Source organism: Mesorhizobium sp. B2-3-5 (assembly GCF_006442395.1).
Taxonomy (GTDB): Bacteria; Pseudomonadota; Alphaproteobacteria; order Rhizobiales; family Rhizobiaceae; genus Mesorhizobium.
In genome coordinates this window covers 166,678-183,762 of sequence record NZ_VFVX01000002.1, presented here as the reverse complement: position 1 = coordinate 183,762, position 17,085 = coordinate 166,678, and the positions used below count along the sequence as shown (strand labels likewise).

The 17,085-nt window shown below is 62.3% G+C and carries 22 protein-coding genes; 7 read left to right on the top strand and 15 right to left on the bottom strand.

Annotation, left to right across the window (positions count from 1 at the left end):
- The first annotated feature begins 183 nt into the window (after positions 1 to 183).
- Together FJ958_RS03720 and dusA are read left to right on the top strand one after the other, a co-directional pair.
- Entirely contained in the window at positions 184 to 486 is a 303-nt protein-coding gene (locus FJ958_RS03720; RefSeq protein WP_140739574.1) for a DUF982 domain-containing protein, read from the top strand.
- A 668-nt stretch (positions 487 to 1,154) separates the two neighbouring features.
- Positions 1,155 to 2,150: a tRNA dihydrouridine(20/20a) synthase DusA gene (dusA, locus tag FJ958_RS03715; RefSeq protein ID WP_140739571.1), complete on the top strand. Its 996-nt coding sequence runs from the start codon at positions 1,155 to 1,157 to the stop codon at positions 2,148 to 2,150.
- A gap of 2 nt (positions 2,151 to 2,152) precedes the next feature.
- Here the strand turns inward: dusA and FJ958_RS03710 are convergent, their stop codons facing one another.
- Both FJ958_RS03710 and FJ958_RS03705 read right to left on the bottom strand, forming a co-directional pair.
- Positions 2,153 to 2,857 carry a TIGR02281 family clan AA aspartic protease gene (locus tag FJ958_RS03710; protein ID WP_140739568.1) on the bottom strand — a complete coding sequence of 235 codons (705 nt, stop codon included), beginning with the start codon at positions 2,855 to 2,857 and terminating at the stop codon, positions 2,153 to 2,155.
- Positions 2,858 to 2,867: 10 nt separating this feature from the next.
- Positions 2,868 to 3,098, bottom strand: coding sequence for a DUF1289 domain-containing protein (locus FJ958_RS03705; protein WP_140739565.1), 231 nt, complete (start codon positions 3,096 to 3,098; stop codon positions 2,868 to 2,870).
- Positions 3,099 to 3,295: 197 nt separating this feature from the next.
- Between FJ958_RS03705 and FJ958_RS03700 the strand changes: the two genes are divergently transcribed.
- Complete coding sequence (locus tag FJ958_RS03700) at positions 3,296 to 4,294, top strand: nicotinate-nucleotide--dimethylbenzimidazole phosphoribosyltransferase (RefSeq protein WP_140739563.1); 999 nt, start codon at positions 3,296 to 3,298, stop codon at positions 4,292 to 4,294.
- 22 nt (positions 4,295 to 4,316) lie between these two features.
- Here FJ958_RS03700 and FJ958_RS03695 read toward each other — a convergent pair whose 3' ends face one another.
- Positions 4,317 to 5,837, bottom strand: coding sequence for a HAMP domain-containing sensor histidine kinase (locus FJ958_RS03695; RefSeq protein ID WP_140739560.1), 1,521 nt, complete (start codon positions 5,835 to 5,837; stop codon positions 4,317 to 4,319).
- 76 nt (positions 5,838 to 5,913) lie between these two features.
- Between FJ958_RS03695 and FJ958_RS03690 the strand changes: the two genes are divergently transcribed.
- The 4 genes from FJ958_RS03690 to FJ958_RS03675 all read left to right on the top strand — a co-directional run bounded on the left by FJ958_RS03690 (position 5,914) and on the right by FJ958_RS03675 (position 8,372).
- Positions 5,914 to 6,516, top strand: coding sequence for a thermonuclease family protein (locus FJ958_RS03690; protein WP_140739557.1), 603 nt, complete (start codon positions 5,914 to 5,916; stop codon positions 6,514 to 6,516).
- 31 nt (positions 6,517 to 6,547) lie between these two features.
- Positions 6,548 to 7,159, top strand: a complete 612-nt coding sequence (locus FJ958_RS03685; RefSeq protein ID WP_140739554.1) for a glutathione S-transferase — start codon at positions 6,548 to 6,550, stop codon at positions 7,157 to 7,159.
- The gene (locus FJ958_RS03680; RefSeq protein ID WP_140739551.1) at positions 7,099 to 7,773 is read left to right on the top strand and encodes a uracil-DNA glycosylase family protein; all 675 of its coding nucleotides are present in this window, start codon (positions 7,099 to 7,101) and stop codon (positions 7,771 to 7,773) included. Before FJ958_RS03685 ends, FJ958_RS03680 begins: the two co-directional genes overlap by 61 nt.
- A 107-nt stretch (positions 7,774 to 7,880) precedes the next feature.
- Positions 7,881 to 8,372 carry an Lrp/AsnC family transcriptional regulator gene (locus tag FJ958_RS03675; RefSeq protein WP_006205209.1) on the top strand — a complete coding sequence of 164 codons (492 nt, stop codon included), beginning with the start codon at positions 7,881 to 7,883 and terminating at the stop codon, positions 8,370 to 8,372.
- Between the two features lie 12 nt (positions 8,373 to 8,384).
- Here the strand turns inward: FJ958_RS03675 and FJ958_RS03670 are convergent, their stop codons facing one another.
- The 12 genes from FJ958_RS03670 to FJ958_RS03615 all read right to left on the bottom strand — a co-directional run bounded on the left by FJ958_RS03670 (position 8,385) and on the right by FJ958_RS03615 (position 17,059).
- On the bottom strand, positions 8,385 to 8,948 hold the full coding sequence (locus FJ958_RS03670; RefSeq protein WP_140739548.1) for a DUF3299 domain-containing protein: 564 nt from the start codon (positions 8,946 to 8,948) through the stop codon (positions 8,385 to 8,387).
- A gap of 44 nt (positions 8,949 to 8,992) precedes the next feature.
- Positions 8,993 to 9,571 (bottom strand): GNAT family N-acetyltransferase, encoded by a 579-nt coding sequence (locus FJ958_RS03665; protein ID WP_140739545.1) that lies wholly within the window; start codon positions 9,569 to 9,571, stop codon positions 8,993 to 8,995.
- Complete coding sequence (locus FJ958_RS03660) at positions 9,531 to 10,235, bottom strand: DNA alkylation repair protein (RefSeq protein ID WP_140739542.1); 705 nt, start codon at positions 10,233 to 10,235, stop codon at positions 9,531 to 9,533. The genes FJ958_RS03665 and FJ958_RS03660 overlap by 41 nt, the downstream gene beginning before the upstream one ends.
- 6 nt (positions 10,236 to 10,241) lie before the next feature.
- Entirely contained in the window at positions 10,242 to 11,111 is an 870-nt protein-coding gene (locus FJ958_RS03655) for an NAD(P)-dependent oxidoreductase (RefSeq protein ID WP_140739539.1), read from the bottom strand.
- A 136-nt stretch (positions 11,112 to 11,247) separates the two neighbouring features.
- Positions 11,248 to 12,072 carry an ABC transporter permease gene (locus tag FJ958_RS03650; protein WP_140739536.1) on the bottom strand — a complete coding sequence of 275 codons (825 nt, stop codon included), beginning with the start codon at positions 12,070 to 12,072 and terminating at the stop codon, positions 11,248 to 11,250.
- Entirely contained in the window at positions 12,069 to 12,785 is a 717-nt protein-coding gene (locus FJ958_RS03645; RefSeq protein WP_140739533.1) for an ABC transporter permease, read from the bottom strand. The genes FJ958_RS03650 and FJ958_RS03645 overlap by 4 nt, the downstream gene beginning before the upstream one ends.
- A gap of 78 nt (positions 12,786 to 12,863) precedes the next feature.
- Positions 12,864 to 13,649 carry an ABC transporter substrate-binding protein gene (locus FJ958_RS03640; RefSeq protein ID WP_140606937.1) on the bottom strand — a complete coding sequence of 262 codons (786 nt, stop codon included), beginning with the start codon at positions 13,647 to 13,649 and terminating at the stop codon, positions 12,864 to 12,866.
- 146 nt (positions 13,650 to 13,795) lie between these two features.
- Positions 13,796 to 14,317, bottom strand: coding sequence for a molybdopterin-guanine dinucleotide biosynthesis protein B (gene mobB, locus FJ958_RS03635; protein WP_140739530.1), 522 nt, complete (start codon positions 14,315 to 14,317; stop codon positions 13,796 to 13,798).
- Positions 14,314 to 14,946 (bottom strand): molybdenum cofactor guanylyltransferase MobA, encoded by a 633-nt coding sequence (gene mobA, locus FJ958_RS03630; protein ID WP_140739527.1) that lies wholly within the window; start codon positions 14,944 to 14,946, stop codon positions 14,314 to 14,316. The genes mobB and mobA overlap by 4 nt, the downstream gene beginning before the upstream one ends.
- A gap of 49 nt (positions 14,947 to 14,995) precedes the next feature.
- Positions 14,996 to 15,916 (bottom strand): DMT family transporter, encoded by a 921-nt coding sequence (locus FJ958_RS03625; protein WP_140739524.1) that lies wholly within the window; start codon positions 15,914 to 15,916, stop codon positions 14,996 to 14,998.
- A gap of 173 nt (positions 15,917 to 16,089) precedes the next feature.
- Positions 16,090 to 16,449 carry a hypothetical protein gene (locus tag FJ958_RS03620; RefSeq protein ID WP_140739521.1) on the bottom strand — a complete coding sequence of 120 codons (360 nt, stop codon included), beginning with the start codon at positions 16,447 to 16,449 and terminating at the stop codon, positions 16,090 to 16,092.
- Positions 16,450 to 16,585: 136 nt separating this feature from the next.
- The gene (locus FJ958_RS03615) at positions 16,586 to 17,059 is read right to left on the bottom strand and encodes a hypothetical protein (protein WP_140739518.1); all 474 of its coding nucleotides are present in this window, start codon (positions 17,057 to 17,059) and stop codon (positions 16,586 to 16,588) included.
- Positions 17,060 to 17,085: the final 26 nt, after the last annotated feature.

Genomic DNA, 17,085 nt, shown 5'->3' with positions numbered 1-17,085 from the left:
AAAGAAATACCACCCGACCGTAAAGTGGCCTGTCCTTTTTCCCGACGGCGTAGCCAGCTCCTTCGGTGGCCGCTTTCGACCGGCGGATTTTTTTAAGATTTTACGTTCTGCGTGGAACCAACCGCCAGATGACGCGTTTCATTTGGTTCGATCGAGCGCATCGCGATCGACCGGGAGGAAATTATGGACTGCCTGCATTTCTTTTCGCCCGTGCGGATATCGCGCGGGCAGGGACACCCTGTAGAAGAAGTAGATAGTGTCGCCGAAGCGATGGTTTTCCTGCGCAAATGGCCAACGGGAAGGCGTGGCCCTGTGTATCAGTGTGCGCTGAACTGCTGCTCGGCTGCCCTGTCGGGCCAGATGTCGGCCGAGGAAGCAAGGAAAGCGTTCACCGGCTTTGCCCGGATCACGCGGCTTCTCGATGATGACATGGCGATGCCGATAGGCAGCGACACCATGGCGAGCGTTCACGCATTGCGGCGGTAGCCGCATTGCCTCGAACTTAACCGCCACGTCCGCGATGGCCGCGGCGGTTTTTGCGCTGCCATGAAGGTGACTACCTGAGATCGCCCTTCGCGCATCTCGGCTGCACGAGCGTCGGGAATACCTCTTCGATCGCGCCATGCAGGTCGGCTGGCTGGGATATGCGTCCTTGTTCATGAGGACCAATTCGCCAAAGCAGTTCCGCGAGCCTCTCTCGCGCTTGGCAGAGGGCGTTGTGGCTGTCGACGTGGCGCTGTAGGGATGGCGCGAGGAACGGCCTTGCCATTTTTCGCGCATATTCAGATAGCTCTTGCGTGGGCCTCTGAGGTCCGCCGTTCCGGTGAAAGCGCGCCTCCACTTTTGACCATGTCTGGTGCCCCGCCGAGTGGTTTTGCGCGGCCGGCCGCGCCGCTGCAGGAGCTAGGCTGCTCGGGAGACAAATCGCAGAGGTACCCGCAGCAAACCAACGCGACCCGCGCTCCTCAAATCGAGAAGGCGCGGCATCCGCGGGAGGAGGTCGAGTTTCCACCGAGGACATCGATCAGGCGACAGGGGCGGCCGACATGGCGCCTTCTGGCAATTCGGCCTGCTTTCGGCTATAGGGGCGCAGGTGAATTTCGCGGTCGCTCCAATGAGCCATTGGACAGGCTGAAGCTTGAAATGACAAGAATATGAATGGATTAGGCAGCCCAATTTCCATCGCGCCGATGATGGACTGGACGGACCGCCATTGCCGGTTCTTCCATCGCCAGCTGACGAGCCGTGCGCTGCTTTATACAGAAATGGTGGTGGCCGACGCGGTCATCCAGGGCGCGCGCGAAAGGCTGCTCGGCTTTGATGCGGCGGAACATCCCGTTGCCCTGCAGCTCGGCGGCTCCGACCCGGCGAAGCTTGCCGAGGCTGCGCGCATCGGCGAAGCGTTCGGTTATGACGAGATCAATCTCAACGTCGGCTGCCCGTCCGACCGCGTCCAGTCGGGCACGTTCGGCGCTTGCCTGATGAAAGTGCCCAACCTCGTCGCCGACTGCGTCAAGGCGATGAAAGCGGGGGTGGCAATACCCGTCACGGTCAAGTGCCGGATTGGCGTCGACGAACAGGATCCTGAGCCAGCACTCGATGCGCTGGCCGACGGGGTTTTCGATGCCGGCGCCGACGCTTTGTGGGTGCATGCACGCAAAGCGTGGCTTGAAGGGCTGAGTCCCAAGGAAAACCGGGACATCCCGCCGCTCGACTATAACAGGGTCTATCGGCTGAAGGCTGGAAAACCGAACAAATTCATCGGCATCAATGGCGGCATTCAGTCGCTTGAAGAAGCGCGCGTGCATCTCGATCATGTCGACGGCGCCATGCTTGGCCGCGCCGCCTACCACACGCCCGGCATTCTGGCCGGCGTCGATGCCGCGTTCTACGGCGCGAAGCCCGAGGCGTTCGATTTCGCCGCGCTGATCGATGCGATGGCGGATTATGCAGCATACCACATCGAGCAGGGCGGGCGGCTGGGCCATGTCACTCGCCATATGGTCGGGCTGTTCCATGGGCTGCCCGGTGCGCGGCGCTACCGCCAGATCCTGTCGACGGACGCGACGCGGCCCGGCGCCGGGCCTGCCGTGCTGAAGAAGGCTTTCGAGGCTGTCGAGTTCGGGGGAGCCGCAGCCGAAGCGGCCTGACATTAGTCCCTGAGGATCATACGATCGCCGCGCACGTCGAAGCCCGACAGCGAGCCGATGAAGTTCATGCCGAGCAGGCTTTGGCTCAGCATGCCGGGCGCCGCGACCATCACCGACATGTCCTTGCGCACGATGCCGCCGATCGCCACTTGGTCGGTCTTCACAGCCGCGGCGCGTGCCATGCCGTTGGCTGTCGAAACAGGGATCGTGTAGTTGAGCGCGGCCGGGTTGAAGCCGGCGGCTTGCGCGTCTTCCGAGGTCAGCACCGTGCTGGTCGCGCCTGTGTCGACAACGGCCCGTACCGGATTGCCATTGATCAGGATGCGCGCTTCGAAATGACCGTTTTCGGCCTTGTCGAGGGTCACGGTCGCGTGACCGTCTTCGACGCCGAGCGCCAGCGGACTGCCGGGAACGAGGCCGGCTGTGACCCGGCTGGCGATATCCTGCAGTTCGTAACGATACTGATAGCCTGCGACCAGCGCGAGCACGATGGCCACCCAAGCGCCGAGGTTGCGGGCCATGGCGCCCAAGGGGCGGCCGGAGCGAAGCAGGCCGGCGCCGATGAGGGCGCCGAAGGCACCAAGCCAGATCAGCCGGCCGAAATCGTAATTCTCGATGCCGAGCGTGCTGCCGGCGGAATCGTTGATCATGAGCAGGACCACTCCCATCCCGATCACGGCCATCACTATCCAGAATAACCGGCCCATCAACGCCTCATCAAAGTGCGTCGCGTTCGCGCGCCATGCGGGTGCGGCGCGTTTCCCGGCGAGGCCGGCGCTCGACCGTTTCCAGCCGGGCCGGCAGTTCAGCCATCACACTGCGGCGTGCTTCCTGCGTCATGCCCATCCAGGCGCCGATTTCCTCGCGCGTGCGGCCGCAACCGAAGCAGAAGCCGGTTTTCATATCGATCGAACAGACCAGGATGCAGGGGGATTCGATGGCCGTCATGACTTTCTCTCGAGGGATCCGTCCGCAATCCGCTCTTCCACTCCCACATGGTGCAACGGCAAAGCCAATGCAAGCCCTCGCTATCGCACCTTCCGCGGCCACCTTTGCGGCAACCAGGGACAATGATCAGGGAAGGTTGTGCCGATCGCGCAACGCGGCTATGCCGCTTACCAACTCCAGGAATGATTGCTCACGACATGACCAGTGCACTGCCTTTCGACGATTTTCGCAACCTGCTCGACAACCTGCCGGCTGCCGACCTCAAAGCTGAAGCGCGGGTGCGCGCGCTGTTTGCCAAGGCCGACAAGCCGCGCAATTCGCTCGGCCGCATCGAGGACATCGCCGCGTGGCTTGCCGCATGGAGCGGCCGGGCTCCGCCCGCCGTGACAAGGCCGTTGATGGCTGTCTTTGCCGGCAATCATGGCGTTGTCAGGCACGGTATTTCGCCACGGCCGGTGGCGGCTACCGCCAACGCGGTCGAACTTTGCGCGGCCGGGGGTGCGGCGATCAACCAGATCTGTATTGCCAACGATCTCGGGCTGAAGGTGTTCGATCTTGCCCTGCACATCCCGACCGGCGACATCATCGAGGATGCCGCGCTCGACGAGCGTGGCTGTGCCGCCACGATGGCCTTTGGCATGGAAGCGATCGCCGGCGGCACCGACCTGCTTTGCCTCGGCGATCTCGGCGTCGGCAATTCCACTGTCGCCGCCGCCCTGCTCGCCGCGCTGTTCGGAGGCAGGGGTGCCGACTGGGTTGGTCCAGGATCCGGCGCCGATCCGGCGATGCGGGCCCGCAAGGCGGAGGTGGTCGATGCGGCGCTGGCCTTTCATGGCGGCCACCTCGAAGACCCGTTCGAAGTGCTGCGCAGGGTCGGCGGCCGCGAGTTCGCGGCGATAGCCGGCGCCATCCTCGCCGCGCGGATGCAGAACGTCCCGGTGCTGCTCGACGGCTTTGCGGCAACCGCGGCCGCAGCGGTGCTGCACGCCGCGAACGCCGCAGCGCTGGACCACTGTCTTCTCGCCAGCCTGTCGCCGGAGCCCGCGCATGCCAGGGCCGCCGAGTTGCTTGGCTTGCGCCCGCTGCTCGACCTGGGCATCAGCCATGGCGAAGGGACAGGGGCAGCGCTTGCCGCGGGCCTGGTCAAGGCGGCGGCGCTGACCAGTTCGGGAATGGCGGCAGCAGTGCGGCGCTAGGCAGACCGCGCACTGAAATCTGCTACCGCCGTCGTGCCGCCACCGCCGCGGTCGGCAGCGCCGGCAGCTCTTCCATCACTCGGCTCAGCGGGAAGATGGCGATCGCCTCTGTGCCTTCGCGCAGCTTGGAATGCAGCTCGAACTCGCCGCCATGCATGGCGAGCAAGCCTTGCACGATGGGCAGGCCAAGGCCGGTGCCCTGTTCGGCGCTCTTGATGGCGATCGAGCCCTGGCCGAAGGCTGAAAGCACGATCGGGATCTCGTCCTCGGGAATGCCGGGACCATTGTCCTTGATCGAAATGTATTGTCCGCCTCCCGCGGTCCAGCCGACACGGACGCGGATTTCGCCGCCGGTGGCGGTGAACTTGATGGCGTTGGACAGAAGGTTGAGCGTGATCTGGCGCACCGCGCGCTCGTCGGCGAACAGCCGCGGCAATGTCGGTTCGAAATCCTGGACGACGCGGATGTCCTTGTTGCGCGCCTTCAACTCCATCATGTGGCAGCAATCCTCGACGATGTTGAGCAACATCACCGGCTCTTCATTGAGCTGGTAACGGCCGGCCTCGATGCGCGACAGGTCAAGGATCTCGTTGATCAGATCGAGCAGATGCTGGCCTGAATCATGGACGTCATGAGCATAGTCGCGATAGGTGGGATTGCTCATCGGCCCCAGCACTTCGTTCGCCATCACTTCGGAAAAGCCGAGAATGGCATTGAGCGGCGTGCGCAATTCGTGGCTCATCGAAGCGAGGAAACGCGACTTTGCCAAGTTGGCGTCCTCGGCTCGTCGCCGCGCTTCGTCCGACATCGATTTCGCCGTTTCCAGTTCAGCGATCAGCGCGTCCTTTTCGGAGCGGAACGACAACAACATCAAGGAGGAGCGATTGATGTGACGGGCGACATAGGCGAAGAAAGGCAACGACAGGGCAAGCAGCGCCGCCATGATCGCCTCGACCGGCATCCACAGCTTGGCCCCGGTATAGGCATAGAGCGCCACCGGTACGGCGAAGGTCGCCAACAGTGCGCCGCTGAGGGACGAGGCCATGACCGCCGTCCCGGCCATGGCAAGCAGCAGCACCACCGCCTTGACCACCTGGAACTGGTCGAGGGCGCAGGCGCCGCAGCCGAGCCAGACGAACCAGGCCCAGGCGAGACCGCAAAGAAAATGGCCGGCCAGGAACTCCCTTCGTGCCTGCGAGGGGTTGATCTCGGAAGCCTCCGTCCGCTCGATACGCCGCGCCATGAAGGCGACGATCGTGTAGCAGGTAAGCGTGAATAGCGCCCAGAGCCCGATCTCGTTGCCGACGCCGGCGAACCGGCCAGCCGCGGCGATCGCCAGCACGAGTAGCGGGATGACCACGGCGCCGCTTGTCATGGCGCGGGCGTGGAGCTTCAGGAGTTCGCGGTCGAAATCAAGATTGCCTGCCTGCTGCGAAAGACGGTCGCGCGTCTTGCGCACCGCACGCGCGACATCGCTGTTGCGATGCGGCTTCCTGCGGTCCACAATGAACTTGTCCGCTGTGTTCGAGCGTTGCAGGGGCATCAAAAACTTCAATTTATGCGCGCAGCGATTTCAAGGCGTTAAGCTACGTTCGAATGATTAACCAACCGTTTGCCATATGAGCCATTCCTGGTCGCCAAGGCCGCGCGCGGGAACCCTGTGGCGCAAAATGCTGGATTATGGGCTGACCGTGATCATTCTGGGTCTGCTGATCCTGCTGGCGGCGCGTCTCGATCGTGTGGAGACGCGCAAGACGCAAGGTGCGGCCGTCGTCGATGATGGCGATTCGATCACGCTTGGCACCGAACGCATCCGCATGCGCGGCATCGATGCTCCGGAATACACCCAGACCTGCCACAAGAACGACGCCGATTATCCCTGTGGTACGCTTGCGCGCCAGTCGCTGGTGCGCCTGATCGCCGGCAGGCCGGTCACTTGCAGCGGCTGGCAACGCGATCGCTATGGCCGGTTGCTTGGCGATTGCATGGCCGGCGGTACCGATCTCAACCGCGCTCAGGTCGAGGCCGGCTGGGCCGTCGCCTATGGCGACTTCGAAAACGTGGAAGCGATTGCGCGCGCGACAAAGGTTGGTATCTGGGCGGGCACGTTCGACCGGCCACAGGACTGGCGCGCCAGCCATCGCGGCGAGCTTGTCGAGCGCAAGCACGGCACGCTGGCGTCCATCGGTGACGCCGTGCGGGAGATCTTTCGCTTCTGGTGAAGCGTATCTGGTGGAAGGGAAGGAGGATCGAATGAAACTCTTCGACGGCGGCCGGGCGCCCAACCCGCGGCGGCTTCGCGTTTTCCTCGCAGAGAAGGGGATCTCGGTTCCGCTGGTATCCATCGACATGGGCGCGCTGGAGCACAAGAACGAAGCGGTGAGTTCGCGCAACCCTTTGCAACGCCTGCCGGTGCTGGAGCTTGACGACGGCACCGTCATCACCGAATCCGTCGCCATCTGCCGCTATTTCGAGGAGTTGCACCCGGAGCCAGCCCTGTTCGGACGTGGCGCGCTCGGCAAGGCACTGGTCGAGATGTGGCAAAGACGGATGGAGTTCAATTTGCTCAGTTGCGTCGCCCAGGCCTTTCGCCATATTCATCCGGCGATGAAGGAATGGGAAATCCCACAGATCCCCGAATGGGGCGAAGCCAACAAGCCGAAGGCGGTCGCGTTCCTGAAACTCCTCGACGGAGAGTTGGCCAATCGGGAGTTCGCCGCCGGCGACAGCTATTCGATTGCCGACATCACCGGCCTGATCGCGATCGACTTCATGAAGCCGGCACGGATCGAGGTGCCGGAGGAATGCAGCAATGTGCTGCGTTGGCATCAGGCGATCTCCAGCCGGCCGAGTGCCGCCGCTTGAGCGTGGAACTGGACAGATTCGCCGCGACGGTCCGCGCCTGCCGCATCTGCGTCGAAAATCCCATCGGCAAGCCACTGCGGCATGAGCCGCGACCGGTGCTGCGGCCATCATCCAGCGCCCGCATTCTGATCGCCAGCCAGGCGCCGGGAACCAAGGTGCACCTGTCGGGCATGCCGTTCACCGATGCCTCCGGCGACCGGCTGCGTAACTGGCTTGGCGTGACCAGCGACGAATTCTACGACATCGAAAAATTCGCGATCGTGCCGATGGGCTTCTGCTTTCCCGGCCAGGATGCCAAGGGCGGTGACCTGCCGCCCAGGCGCGAATGCGCTCCTGCCTGGCGCGCGCCATTGATGGCCCTAATGCCGGCGATCGACCTAGTGCTGACGATCGGCATCTATGCGCAGTCCTGGCATATGGGCGCCGCGCGCCGTCCCTCGGTGACGGAAACGGTGATGGACTGGCGGGCCATATGGGACAATTCCGTTGGCCCGAAAGTGCTGCCGCTGCCACATCCGTCCTGGCGCAACACCGGCTGGCTGAAGCAGAATCCGTGGTTTGAAATGGATTTGCTGCCTTTCCTGCGGTCGGAAATCCGATATCGCATCGCCTAGGCAATCCGCAAGAAATCACTCGCTTTCAAGCCGATCAGCAGAATTTCTTTCTTGTGAACGGCCTGAATAAAAGGGAATATAGCGAAACTATTCCCCAGGAGCCTCCGATGGACCGCCTTGACCGAAAAATTCTCCGCCTCTTGCAGGAGGACGCGACGCTCGCTGTTGCCGATGTTGCCAAGAAGGTCGGCCTGTCGACCACGCCCTGCTGGCGCCGCATCCAGAAACTCGAGGAGGAGGGCGTCATCAAGCGGCGCGTCGCCATTCTCGATCACGAGAAGGTCAATGTGCGCGTCACCGTCTTCGTGTCGATCCGCACCAATTCGCACAGCCACGAATGGCTGCGGCGGTTTTCCGAGGTCATCCAGGAATTTCCCGAGGTGGTCGAGTTCTATCGCATGAGCGGCGACGTCGACTATCTGCTGCGCGTCGTGGTGCCCGACATTGCTGCCTATGACGCGTTCTACAAGCGGCTGATCGCCAAGATCGAAATCCGCGACGTGTCGTCGTCCTTCGCCATGGAGCAGATCAAATACACCACCGAAATCCCGCTCGACTACATGGTGTTGGATAAGGAATCAGGCGCCAACGCTGCCTGAGCGTCGATCCGATCAGTTCTTCTTCTTGTTGAGGAATGTCCAGGGCGAGTTCACCGGCAGGGTGATTGTATCAGGCACAGTGTCGACACCGACCACCTCCGCCTTGCGGACGGTGTAACCGGACAGGATGACGCTGACGCCGTCGAGGATGAACAGCTGGCTTTTTTCCATGTCCGGCTTAAGGGCACCGGTGACGGCGACCGGCTGGTAAGCTTCCGAAATCTTGTAGGGATGGGCGGGCGTAACCAGTACGATCTGGTTGGGCGGCGGCGTCGGCATGTGGCTGCATGCGCCCGTCCACGGCACCAACAGGAACTGATAAACGAGGTCGCCGTCGCGATCGACCGGTAATGCATAGCCGGCTAATTGTATGGTCTTGTCCTGCAGGCCAACGGACAGCGTCTCGCCGTGGTCGGGCAATTTTGCCGCGATCATCGGCAGGCCGGCATCTCCGGCAACCGCCTGGGTGGCCGGGCGCAAATCCTTCCAGAAGATGTGCATGGTCGCGGCCGAGGCGCCAGCAATGGAGAGAGACAACGCCGCCGCGAGCGCTATGATCGACTTGAAACAGTTCATGGCCGCTTCCCTTGCGGGGAGTAAAGACGCCGAGGCCAACGGCGTCAATGCTCGAGCCGCATCACATATCGGCGAGATCCGGCCATGCCGGCCTCGCGGAAACCGCGAACAGCAAACATGTCGCGAAAACCCATGAACCGATAGCTCGGCGACGCTTCGTCCACCGGATAGGCTTCAACGATGCGCGCGCCATTGGCAAAGGCATGGTCAATGGCCGCATCGAGCAGGGCCGAAGCAAGGCCGCCGCGGCGCAACGCCCTTGGCACGTAGAAGCAGACGATCGACCAGACGCCAGTCTCGCTGTCGTCCTGCTGACTTGAAAGCTTGCGATAGGTCTCGCGCGGCGCGACCGAGCACCATGCGATGGCCTTTCCGTCGACATGGGCGAGGATGCCGACCGGCGTGCCGGCATCGATGAGCGCCATCATCCGACGCTTCTTCTCGTCGTTCTGCATACGCTCGCGACCCGCGTGCCGCCAGGCCATGCACCAGCAATATTTCGGCGCGCCGGGCTGCCCGAACAAGGTCTCGAAGCTGACGCGTGTTGCCCGCGTCACCTCGGTGAAACGGATATCGGCACCGTCAGACTTTTCTGGCGGCGAGTCGTTCGAGCGTCTTGCCATTCGACAGTTCCTTCGCGGCGTCCCTGCCGATCCAACGCGCAGTCTTATCGCTGGAGACCGCAAGTTTCTGCGCCAGGGCAAGGGCAGGAGCATGCAACGTCACCGATCGCTTACCGATCTGCCGCAGCGCCCAATTGACCGCTTTCCTGACGAAATTGCGCTCATCGCCGGCATGGGCGTCGATCAATCGCAGATAAGGGAGGAACGTCGCGTCAGGTTCCTTCTTCAGATGCACAGCCGCCCATGCCAGCATCGCAAAGGCCGTGCGGCGGACGAATTCGCGCTCGTCGGCCGCGAACTCTTCGATCAGTTCACGCCAGAACGGCGTGTCCACGAACAGGTCCGAGACAGTGTCGACAACTTCCCAGGAATCGAAATCGCCGGCCCAGCGGCGGCATTCCTCAATGGTGATCTCCCTTGGCTCACCAGTGAAAGCCGCGATCAGCCGCGCTTCGCGAATGCCGCTAGCCCACAGCGCCAGGGACCGTTCGTGGTTGCGCTTCAGCTTGCGCGCCAAGGGCCGCAAATCCACATTGCCGACGCCGAGCGCGGTCGCGGTGTTGATGCCGAACCGCGCCATGCCGCGGCGATTCTCCTCGGTGCCGATCGAGCGCAGATGCGCGACGATCTCCTGCGCGGTCCAGTCTGGAGCGGGCAGGGACATGGGCGCCTACTTCTCCAGCCGCGCCAGCAGCGAGGACGTGTCCCAACGCTTGCCGCCCATGGCCTGCACATCCTTGTAGAACTGGTCGACAAGCGCGGTCACCGGCAGCTTGGCGCCGTTGCGGTCGGCTTCCGCCAGGCAGATGCCGAGGTCCTTGCGCATCCAGTCGACGGCGAAACCGAAATCATATTTGCCGGAATTCATGGTCTTGTGCCGGTTCTCCATCTGCCAGGAACCGGCCGCACCCTTGGAGATCACCTCGATCACCTTCTCGATGTCGAGACCGGCCTTCTTGCCGAAATGGACGCCTTCCGACAGTCCCTGCACCAGTCCGGCGATGCAGATCTGGTTGATCATCTTGGTGAGCTGGCCGGCGCCTGCCGACCCCATCAGCCCGACCATGCGGGCGTAGGCGTCGATGACCGGCCTGGCCTTGTCGAAGGCAGCCTGGTCGCCACCGACCATGACCGTCAGCACGCCGTTCTCGGCACCAGCCTGGCCACCGGAGACCGGCGCGTCGAGAAATGAGAATCCGCTCGATTGCGCGGCTTGTGCCAGTTCGCGCGCGACTTCTGCCGAAGCCGTCGTGTTGTCGATGAAGATGGAGCCTTTCTTCATCGCCTCGAAGGCGCCTTCGGGACCAGTCGTCACCGAGCGCAGATCGTCATCATTGCCGACACAGGAGAAGACGAAATCCTTGCCCTTGGCAGCCTGCGCCGGTGTCGCGGCAAAGCTGCCGCCATGTTGAGCGACCCATTGTTCGGCTTTCGCGCGGGTGCGGTTGTAGACGGTGACGTCGTGGCCGCCCTTGTTTTTCAGGTGTCCGGCCATGGGGTAGCCCATCACGCCAAGACCGAGAAATGCCACCGATGCCATGCTTTGTCCTTCCGACGGAATAGAAGATTTCAGTTGCGGAAGCTCTAGGCCATGCGGCGAATTCGTCAAGGCGCGCGCTACCGCATCGACTGGTGCAGGCCAAGGGCAGGCCGCCTGACGCGCAGCGTCGAATGTATCAGCGGTGCAGGTGAATCGTGATCCGGCGCTCGATCCATTCGACGCCATGGCGCAGGATCTCGACCATCACCAGGTAGACGATGGCGACCCAGACATAGGCCTGGAAATCGAAGGATTTGGCGTAGGCGAGCTTCGCGTTGCCCATCAGGTCGTAGACTGTGATGATGGCGACGATGGCCGAGGCCTTGATCATCAGAACCAGTTCATTGCCGTAGGGTCGCAACGCCACGATGAACGCTTGCGGCAGGATGACCTTGCGCAATGTCTGCAGCTTGTGCAGGCCGAGCGAGGCGGCGCCCTCCCACTGGCCCCTGGGCACGCTTTCGATGGCACCGCGCAGGATTTCGGCCTGGTAGGCGGCGGTGTTGAGCGCGAAGGCAAACACACCGCAGTTGAAGGCGTCACGGAAGAACCACCACAGTCCGACGGATTCGAGCTGCACCCGGAAAGAGCCCACGCCGTAATAGACCAGATAGACCTGGACGAGCAGCGGTGTGCCGCGGAAGAAATAGACGTAACAGTAGGCGATGCCGGACAGGATCCGGTTCTTCGACATGCGGCCATAAGTGACGGCCAATGAAAGGATCGCGCCGACCACCATCGAAATCGACACGAGCGCCAGCGTGGTTCCCAGGCCTTGCAGATAGGCCGGCGCATACCTGGCGAAGAATTCGCCGTTCCAGGAATAGAAAAGATACGCAACGATACCGAGGCCGAAGAGAATCCACAGGCCGACAAGCGCATACCCCACGATGCGGGTGCGCGGCCAGCCGCGAACCGGTGGTGGAGGCCGTTCGACCGCGATCGCTTCCGTGATGCTCATCGTGCCTCCCTCCGCCCCAGCGAGCGCAAGATGAACCCGGTGGCGATCGACGACAGGATCGCCAGGACGAGGAAGACCAGCGCGGCGAAGCTATAGAAGAGGAACGAATGCTTGGTGACGCGCGCCGCCACGCCGGCGTTGCGCAAGGTCTCGGCGAGGTTGACCACCGAGACCAGGGCGGTGTCCTTGAGCAGGCTCAGCCAGCAATTCTCGAGACCGGGGAAGGCGATGCGCAGCAACTGGGGCAAGATCACCTTGCGCATGGTCAGCCACTTCGACAGCCCGATCGCATAGCCACCCTCATACTGGCCCTTTGGAATGGCGCGAAAGGCCGAAAGGAATACCTCGCTGGCATAGGACGAAAAGATCAGCGAAAGCACGATCATGCCGGCGACGAAGCTGTCCACATCGATCGTCGCCTCGGGCTTGAAGAAGCGGATGATGTATTGCAGCAGGATCGGCATGCCGAAGAAGAACAGGAACAGCGTCACCAATTCCGGCAGGCCGCGAAACATGGTGGTGTAGATGTTGGCCGCCAGCCGCAGCGACGGTTCTTCGGACTGCTTGGCCCAGGCGACGAAAAAGCCGATCGTCAGGCCGATCGGCAGCGTTGCAAGGGCAAGCGCGATGGTGACCATCGCGCCATAGGCGATATCGTCACTCCAGCCATCGGGGCCCCAACTGAGAAGTGTCCAAATGCTTTGGGCCGGCATTTACGGGTCTTGTCTCCGTGGCGATCCCGGGATGAGTGAAGGGCGGCGAGGAATTCCTTACCGCCCTTAGCGCAATTATCAGGACTCGGCGCCGTAAACGTCGAACTTGAAGTACTTGTCGTTGATTTCCTTGTATTTTCCATTGGCGCGTATGGCGTCGATGGCGGCATTGAGCTTGTTGACCAGGTCGGTCTCGCCCTTGCGTACCGCAATGCCGGCGCCAGGTCCAAAAATCTCGACCGGTTGCGGCTTCGGTTGACCGAGGATCTTGCAGCAGGCGCCATCAGGCGAATCCAGCCATTGCTGCAGAACCACGATATCGTCCTCGATGGCGTCAAGGCGTCCATTGGCGAGATCGGCCTGCTCCTCGGGGCTGCTTGGATAACCCTTGACGGTGCTGTCGGTGTAGGTCTTCGAGGCATAGTTGAAATGCGTGGTCGTGGTGGCGACACCGATCGTCTTGCCGGCGAGGTCTTCCTTGGTCACGCCTTTCAACGTGCTGTCCTTCGGCACTGCGAGCGCCGATGGCGTGTTGTAGTATTTGTGCGAGAAGTCGACCTTCTGCTGGCGCTCCGGCGTGATCGACATCGAGGCGACGATGGCATCGAACTTGCCGGCCTGAAGCGCCGGGATGATGCCGTCCCAATCCTGGGCGACGAAGGTGCACTTGACCTTCATTTCATCGCAAAGCGCTTTGGCGATGTCGATGTCGAAGCCGACGAGTTGGCCATCAGCGGTGAGGTTGTTGAATGGAGGGTAGGCGCCTTCGGTGCCGATCCTCAGGGTCTTTTCCTGGGCCTGGGCTACGCCGAGCGTCAGCAGCGCAGCCGATGCGGCGAGCGCGATACGCAGTGCAATACGCATGATAGTCCTCTCTTTATGGTCCCGGCCGTCGTTCCGAAACGGCTCTGTGGGGCGGTGCTTTTGACCGCCCGCTAAGGCGATACTCCCACTCTTTCCAAGAAAAAAGCAACTGCAAAACCACCAAAATCGGTAATGCGGTTCTGCCGTTAGGTTACATCTGAAGCAACGAGACCGGTCGTGCGTTCGATGAAGTCGACTATCGATTTTACGTCATCGAGGCCGAATACCGGCAGGCTCTTGTCCGCAACGGCGAAATCCGCGGCGACCGCGATAATATTGGGATCACCCACCGAAAGCGGGGTCCGGTCCTTCGCTTCCAGACGCCTCGTTTCGATCTTGCGGTGGGATTCGCGCTTGTAGCCCTCGACCAGCACGATGTCGCATGGGGCAAGCCGTGCCAGAGTATCGGTCAAGGAAGGTTCATTCTCGCTACGCAATTCGTGCATCAGCGCCCAGCGATTGCCGGATACGATCGCCACCTCGGTGGCGCCGGCCTGCCGATGGCGGAAGCTGTCCGCGCCGGGCTTGTCGATGTCGAAATCATGATGGGCATGCTTGACCGTCGAGACCTTCCAGCCGCGCCGCACAAGCTCGGCGACCAGCTTTTCGGTCAGTGTGGTCTTGCCGGAGTTTTTCCAGCCGGTGATGCCGAAGACGCGCATGTTCATGACGTCAAGCTCTGCAACAGACGCACGGCGTGGGCAAGGTCGTCCGGTACATTGATGTTGAAAAAGGGGTCGAGCGGCTGGCCGGCGGATTGCAGGACCGGAAAGTCCACCTCGACGTGGCCGTGCCGCTCGATAAAAGCCGAAACCCGCCTGTTGTCCTCATCGACCAGGAAATGCCGCAAGGCGTCGCGGCATCCGGTCGGCCACAGCGCGAAGGTCGGGTGTCGCCGGCCGGCCGAAGAGGCGACGGCGATCTTCCCGGGATACTTACCGGCTGCTGCCGCCAGGCGGTCGACGAGATCAAGCGGCAGGAAAGGTGTATCGCCGGCCGCGGTGACGATCGCCTTGCAAGACGTGCTGGCAACGGCCCATTCAAGGCCAGCCAGGATTCCGGCAAGCGGTCCGGCAAAGCCTTCGACCGTGTCGGCAAGCACCGGCAGTCCGAACCGGGCAAAGCGCGCCGGGTCGCCATTGGCGCTCAGCGCCAGGCTTTCCATCTGCGGACCAAAGCGCGACAGGACCTGATCAAGCACGCAGCCGCTGCCAAGCGGCAACAGGCTCTTGTCGCCGCCTCCCATCCGCCTCGATTGGCCGCCGGCCAGAATGATCCCCGCGACATCTCGCTTCATGCCCCCAGCCTGTATGCCAGCCGCCGGAAATCGCAAGCAACTTCGAGGGCTAGATTCCATCCGGCGCCATGGCCGGTCCCGTGCTTTCAGCGACGATCCTTCGCCGGCCGACCACCCGCTCGCGATAAAGCGCATAGAGGCCCGATCCGACGACGATGGTAGCGCCGACGGTCATCGGCATGTCCGGTATGTCGCCGAAGACGATCAGGCCCAGCAGGATGGACCAGAGGAGCGCCGTATAGCGGAATGGCGCGATGAAGGAGATTTCGCCCGAACGCATCGCCATGATGATGAATTGATAGCCGATGAGCACAAGAACGGCTGCCAGCGCCAGCAGCGCCGTGCTTTTGCCGGTCATCGGCGTCCAACCGCCCATCGGCGATAGCAGCACCGCGCCGACGACGGTCATTGCGAGTGCGGTGGCGGTCGAGACCAGCATCGTCGGTACGGCTTGAGGAATGCGCTTGGTGGCGAGATCGCGCACGGTGCAGCATGCGACACTGGCCAGCGCCACAAGGGAATAGACGCTGAAGCCATCGAAGCCCGGCCGCACGATGACCAGCACGCCGGCAAAACCGATGGCGATCGCCAGCCAGCGTCGCCAGCCGACGGCTTCGCCGAAGAATAGCGCGGCGCCCATTGTCACCGCCAGCGGCAGCGCCTGCAGAACGGCCGAGACACTGCCAATCGGCAAATGGGCAAGCGCAACGAGAAACGACACGGTGCCACCTGCTTCGCCGAGAACGCGGATTGCCACTAGCGGCTGCAGCATCAGGCGCGGCTGGAAGAGCGCGCCACGTCGCCAGGCCAACAGACCGACGAAAAGCGAGGCAAACGCCCCTCTGATGAGCATGACTTGCGCCATGTTCATCGATTGCGAAGAGTATTTGGTGATGGCGTCGTTGAGCGTGAAGCCAACCATCGCCACCATCATGAACAACGCGCAGCGAAGATTGGGAGAAAGAGGCAAGACATCTACCGGTTGCTTTGGCGCCAAGCCTGTAACAGCCCGCCAGGAAAGAGCAACGGCAAAGGACTGTACCAGGACAGGGGCGCCCACGCTCGCCGGCATGGAAGCATGTCTGGATTGGCCGTAGTCGGGAGGCGGCTTCGCCTCCCGCAACCTGTCCGGCCATGACGATGCTATTTCTTCGGCGTCAGCACCTCGGTGCCATTGCCTTCCTTGCCGGCGATCGTCCACAGGCCATGCAGCGAGCCGTCCTCCTCGACCTTGTAGACGACGAGGCCGATATCCTTGTCCATGACGTACCCGGCGGAGAATGCATTGTCGTTGCGCATGCAGATGCCGTCGGAAGAAGAACCGCCGGTCTCCCAATGGATGGTGCAGGTGGTCCCGCTGGTGAGCGTGATGGTGGCTTCGCCGCCATAGGACGAGCCGTCGAAATTGGTGCCGGCGACGGTGTAGGTTCCACCGATCGACTGGGCAGTCGCGGGCAGGGCGGCGAGGCCGAGTATTGCGAACGAAACAAGAAGTTGGCGCATAAATGTGATCCCCCAAGAGCGATAACCGCTACAAGAGCGACGCTAGGCGGGAAAACACCGCCGGTAAATCAGATGGACATTCGCGAACAGAGATTTGTTTGCGGTGTGGCTAAAATGCTCTTGGTCCCAGCAGCGATCATGGCCCCTTGAGACTGCCGGCGATGGCACCGGCCATCGGGTCATATTTCGACTTCAGGGCCGGCGGATAGTCGATCCAGACTGTGCGGATGACGCCATCGCGGCCGAACAGCCGCCGCTCATAAAAGATCTTACCATCCTTCCGGCCCGACAGCACAGCCCAGTCCTTGCCGGTCTTGCCGTAGGTTATCTTGTAGTCTTGCCCCTTGCTGGCTTTCTCGGCCGCAACGAACCCTTTCGGCGTGTCCTCGTCGATGTTGAGAATGCCGGAGCAGGTTAGGCTGGCGCCGTCAGCGCTCAGCCATACCTGCCCGTCGCCATTTTCCGGCTCGGGCTGACGATCGGTGAATATTTCGTCGGGAAAGGTGCAGACCGTGCCGAAGCGCTCGTTCACATAGGTGAAGGGGGCGGCAGTTGCGCTGCTTGCTGCAATTGCCGCGAAAGCCGCCATGATTGAGGAAAGCCGCCGCATGCATTGCCCCAAAGCCGATGACCGAA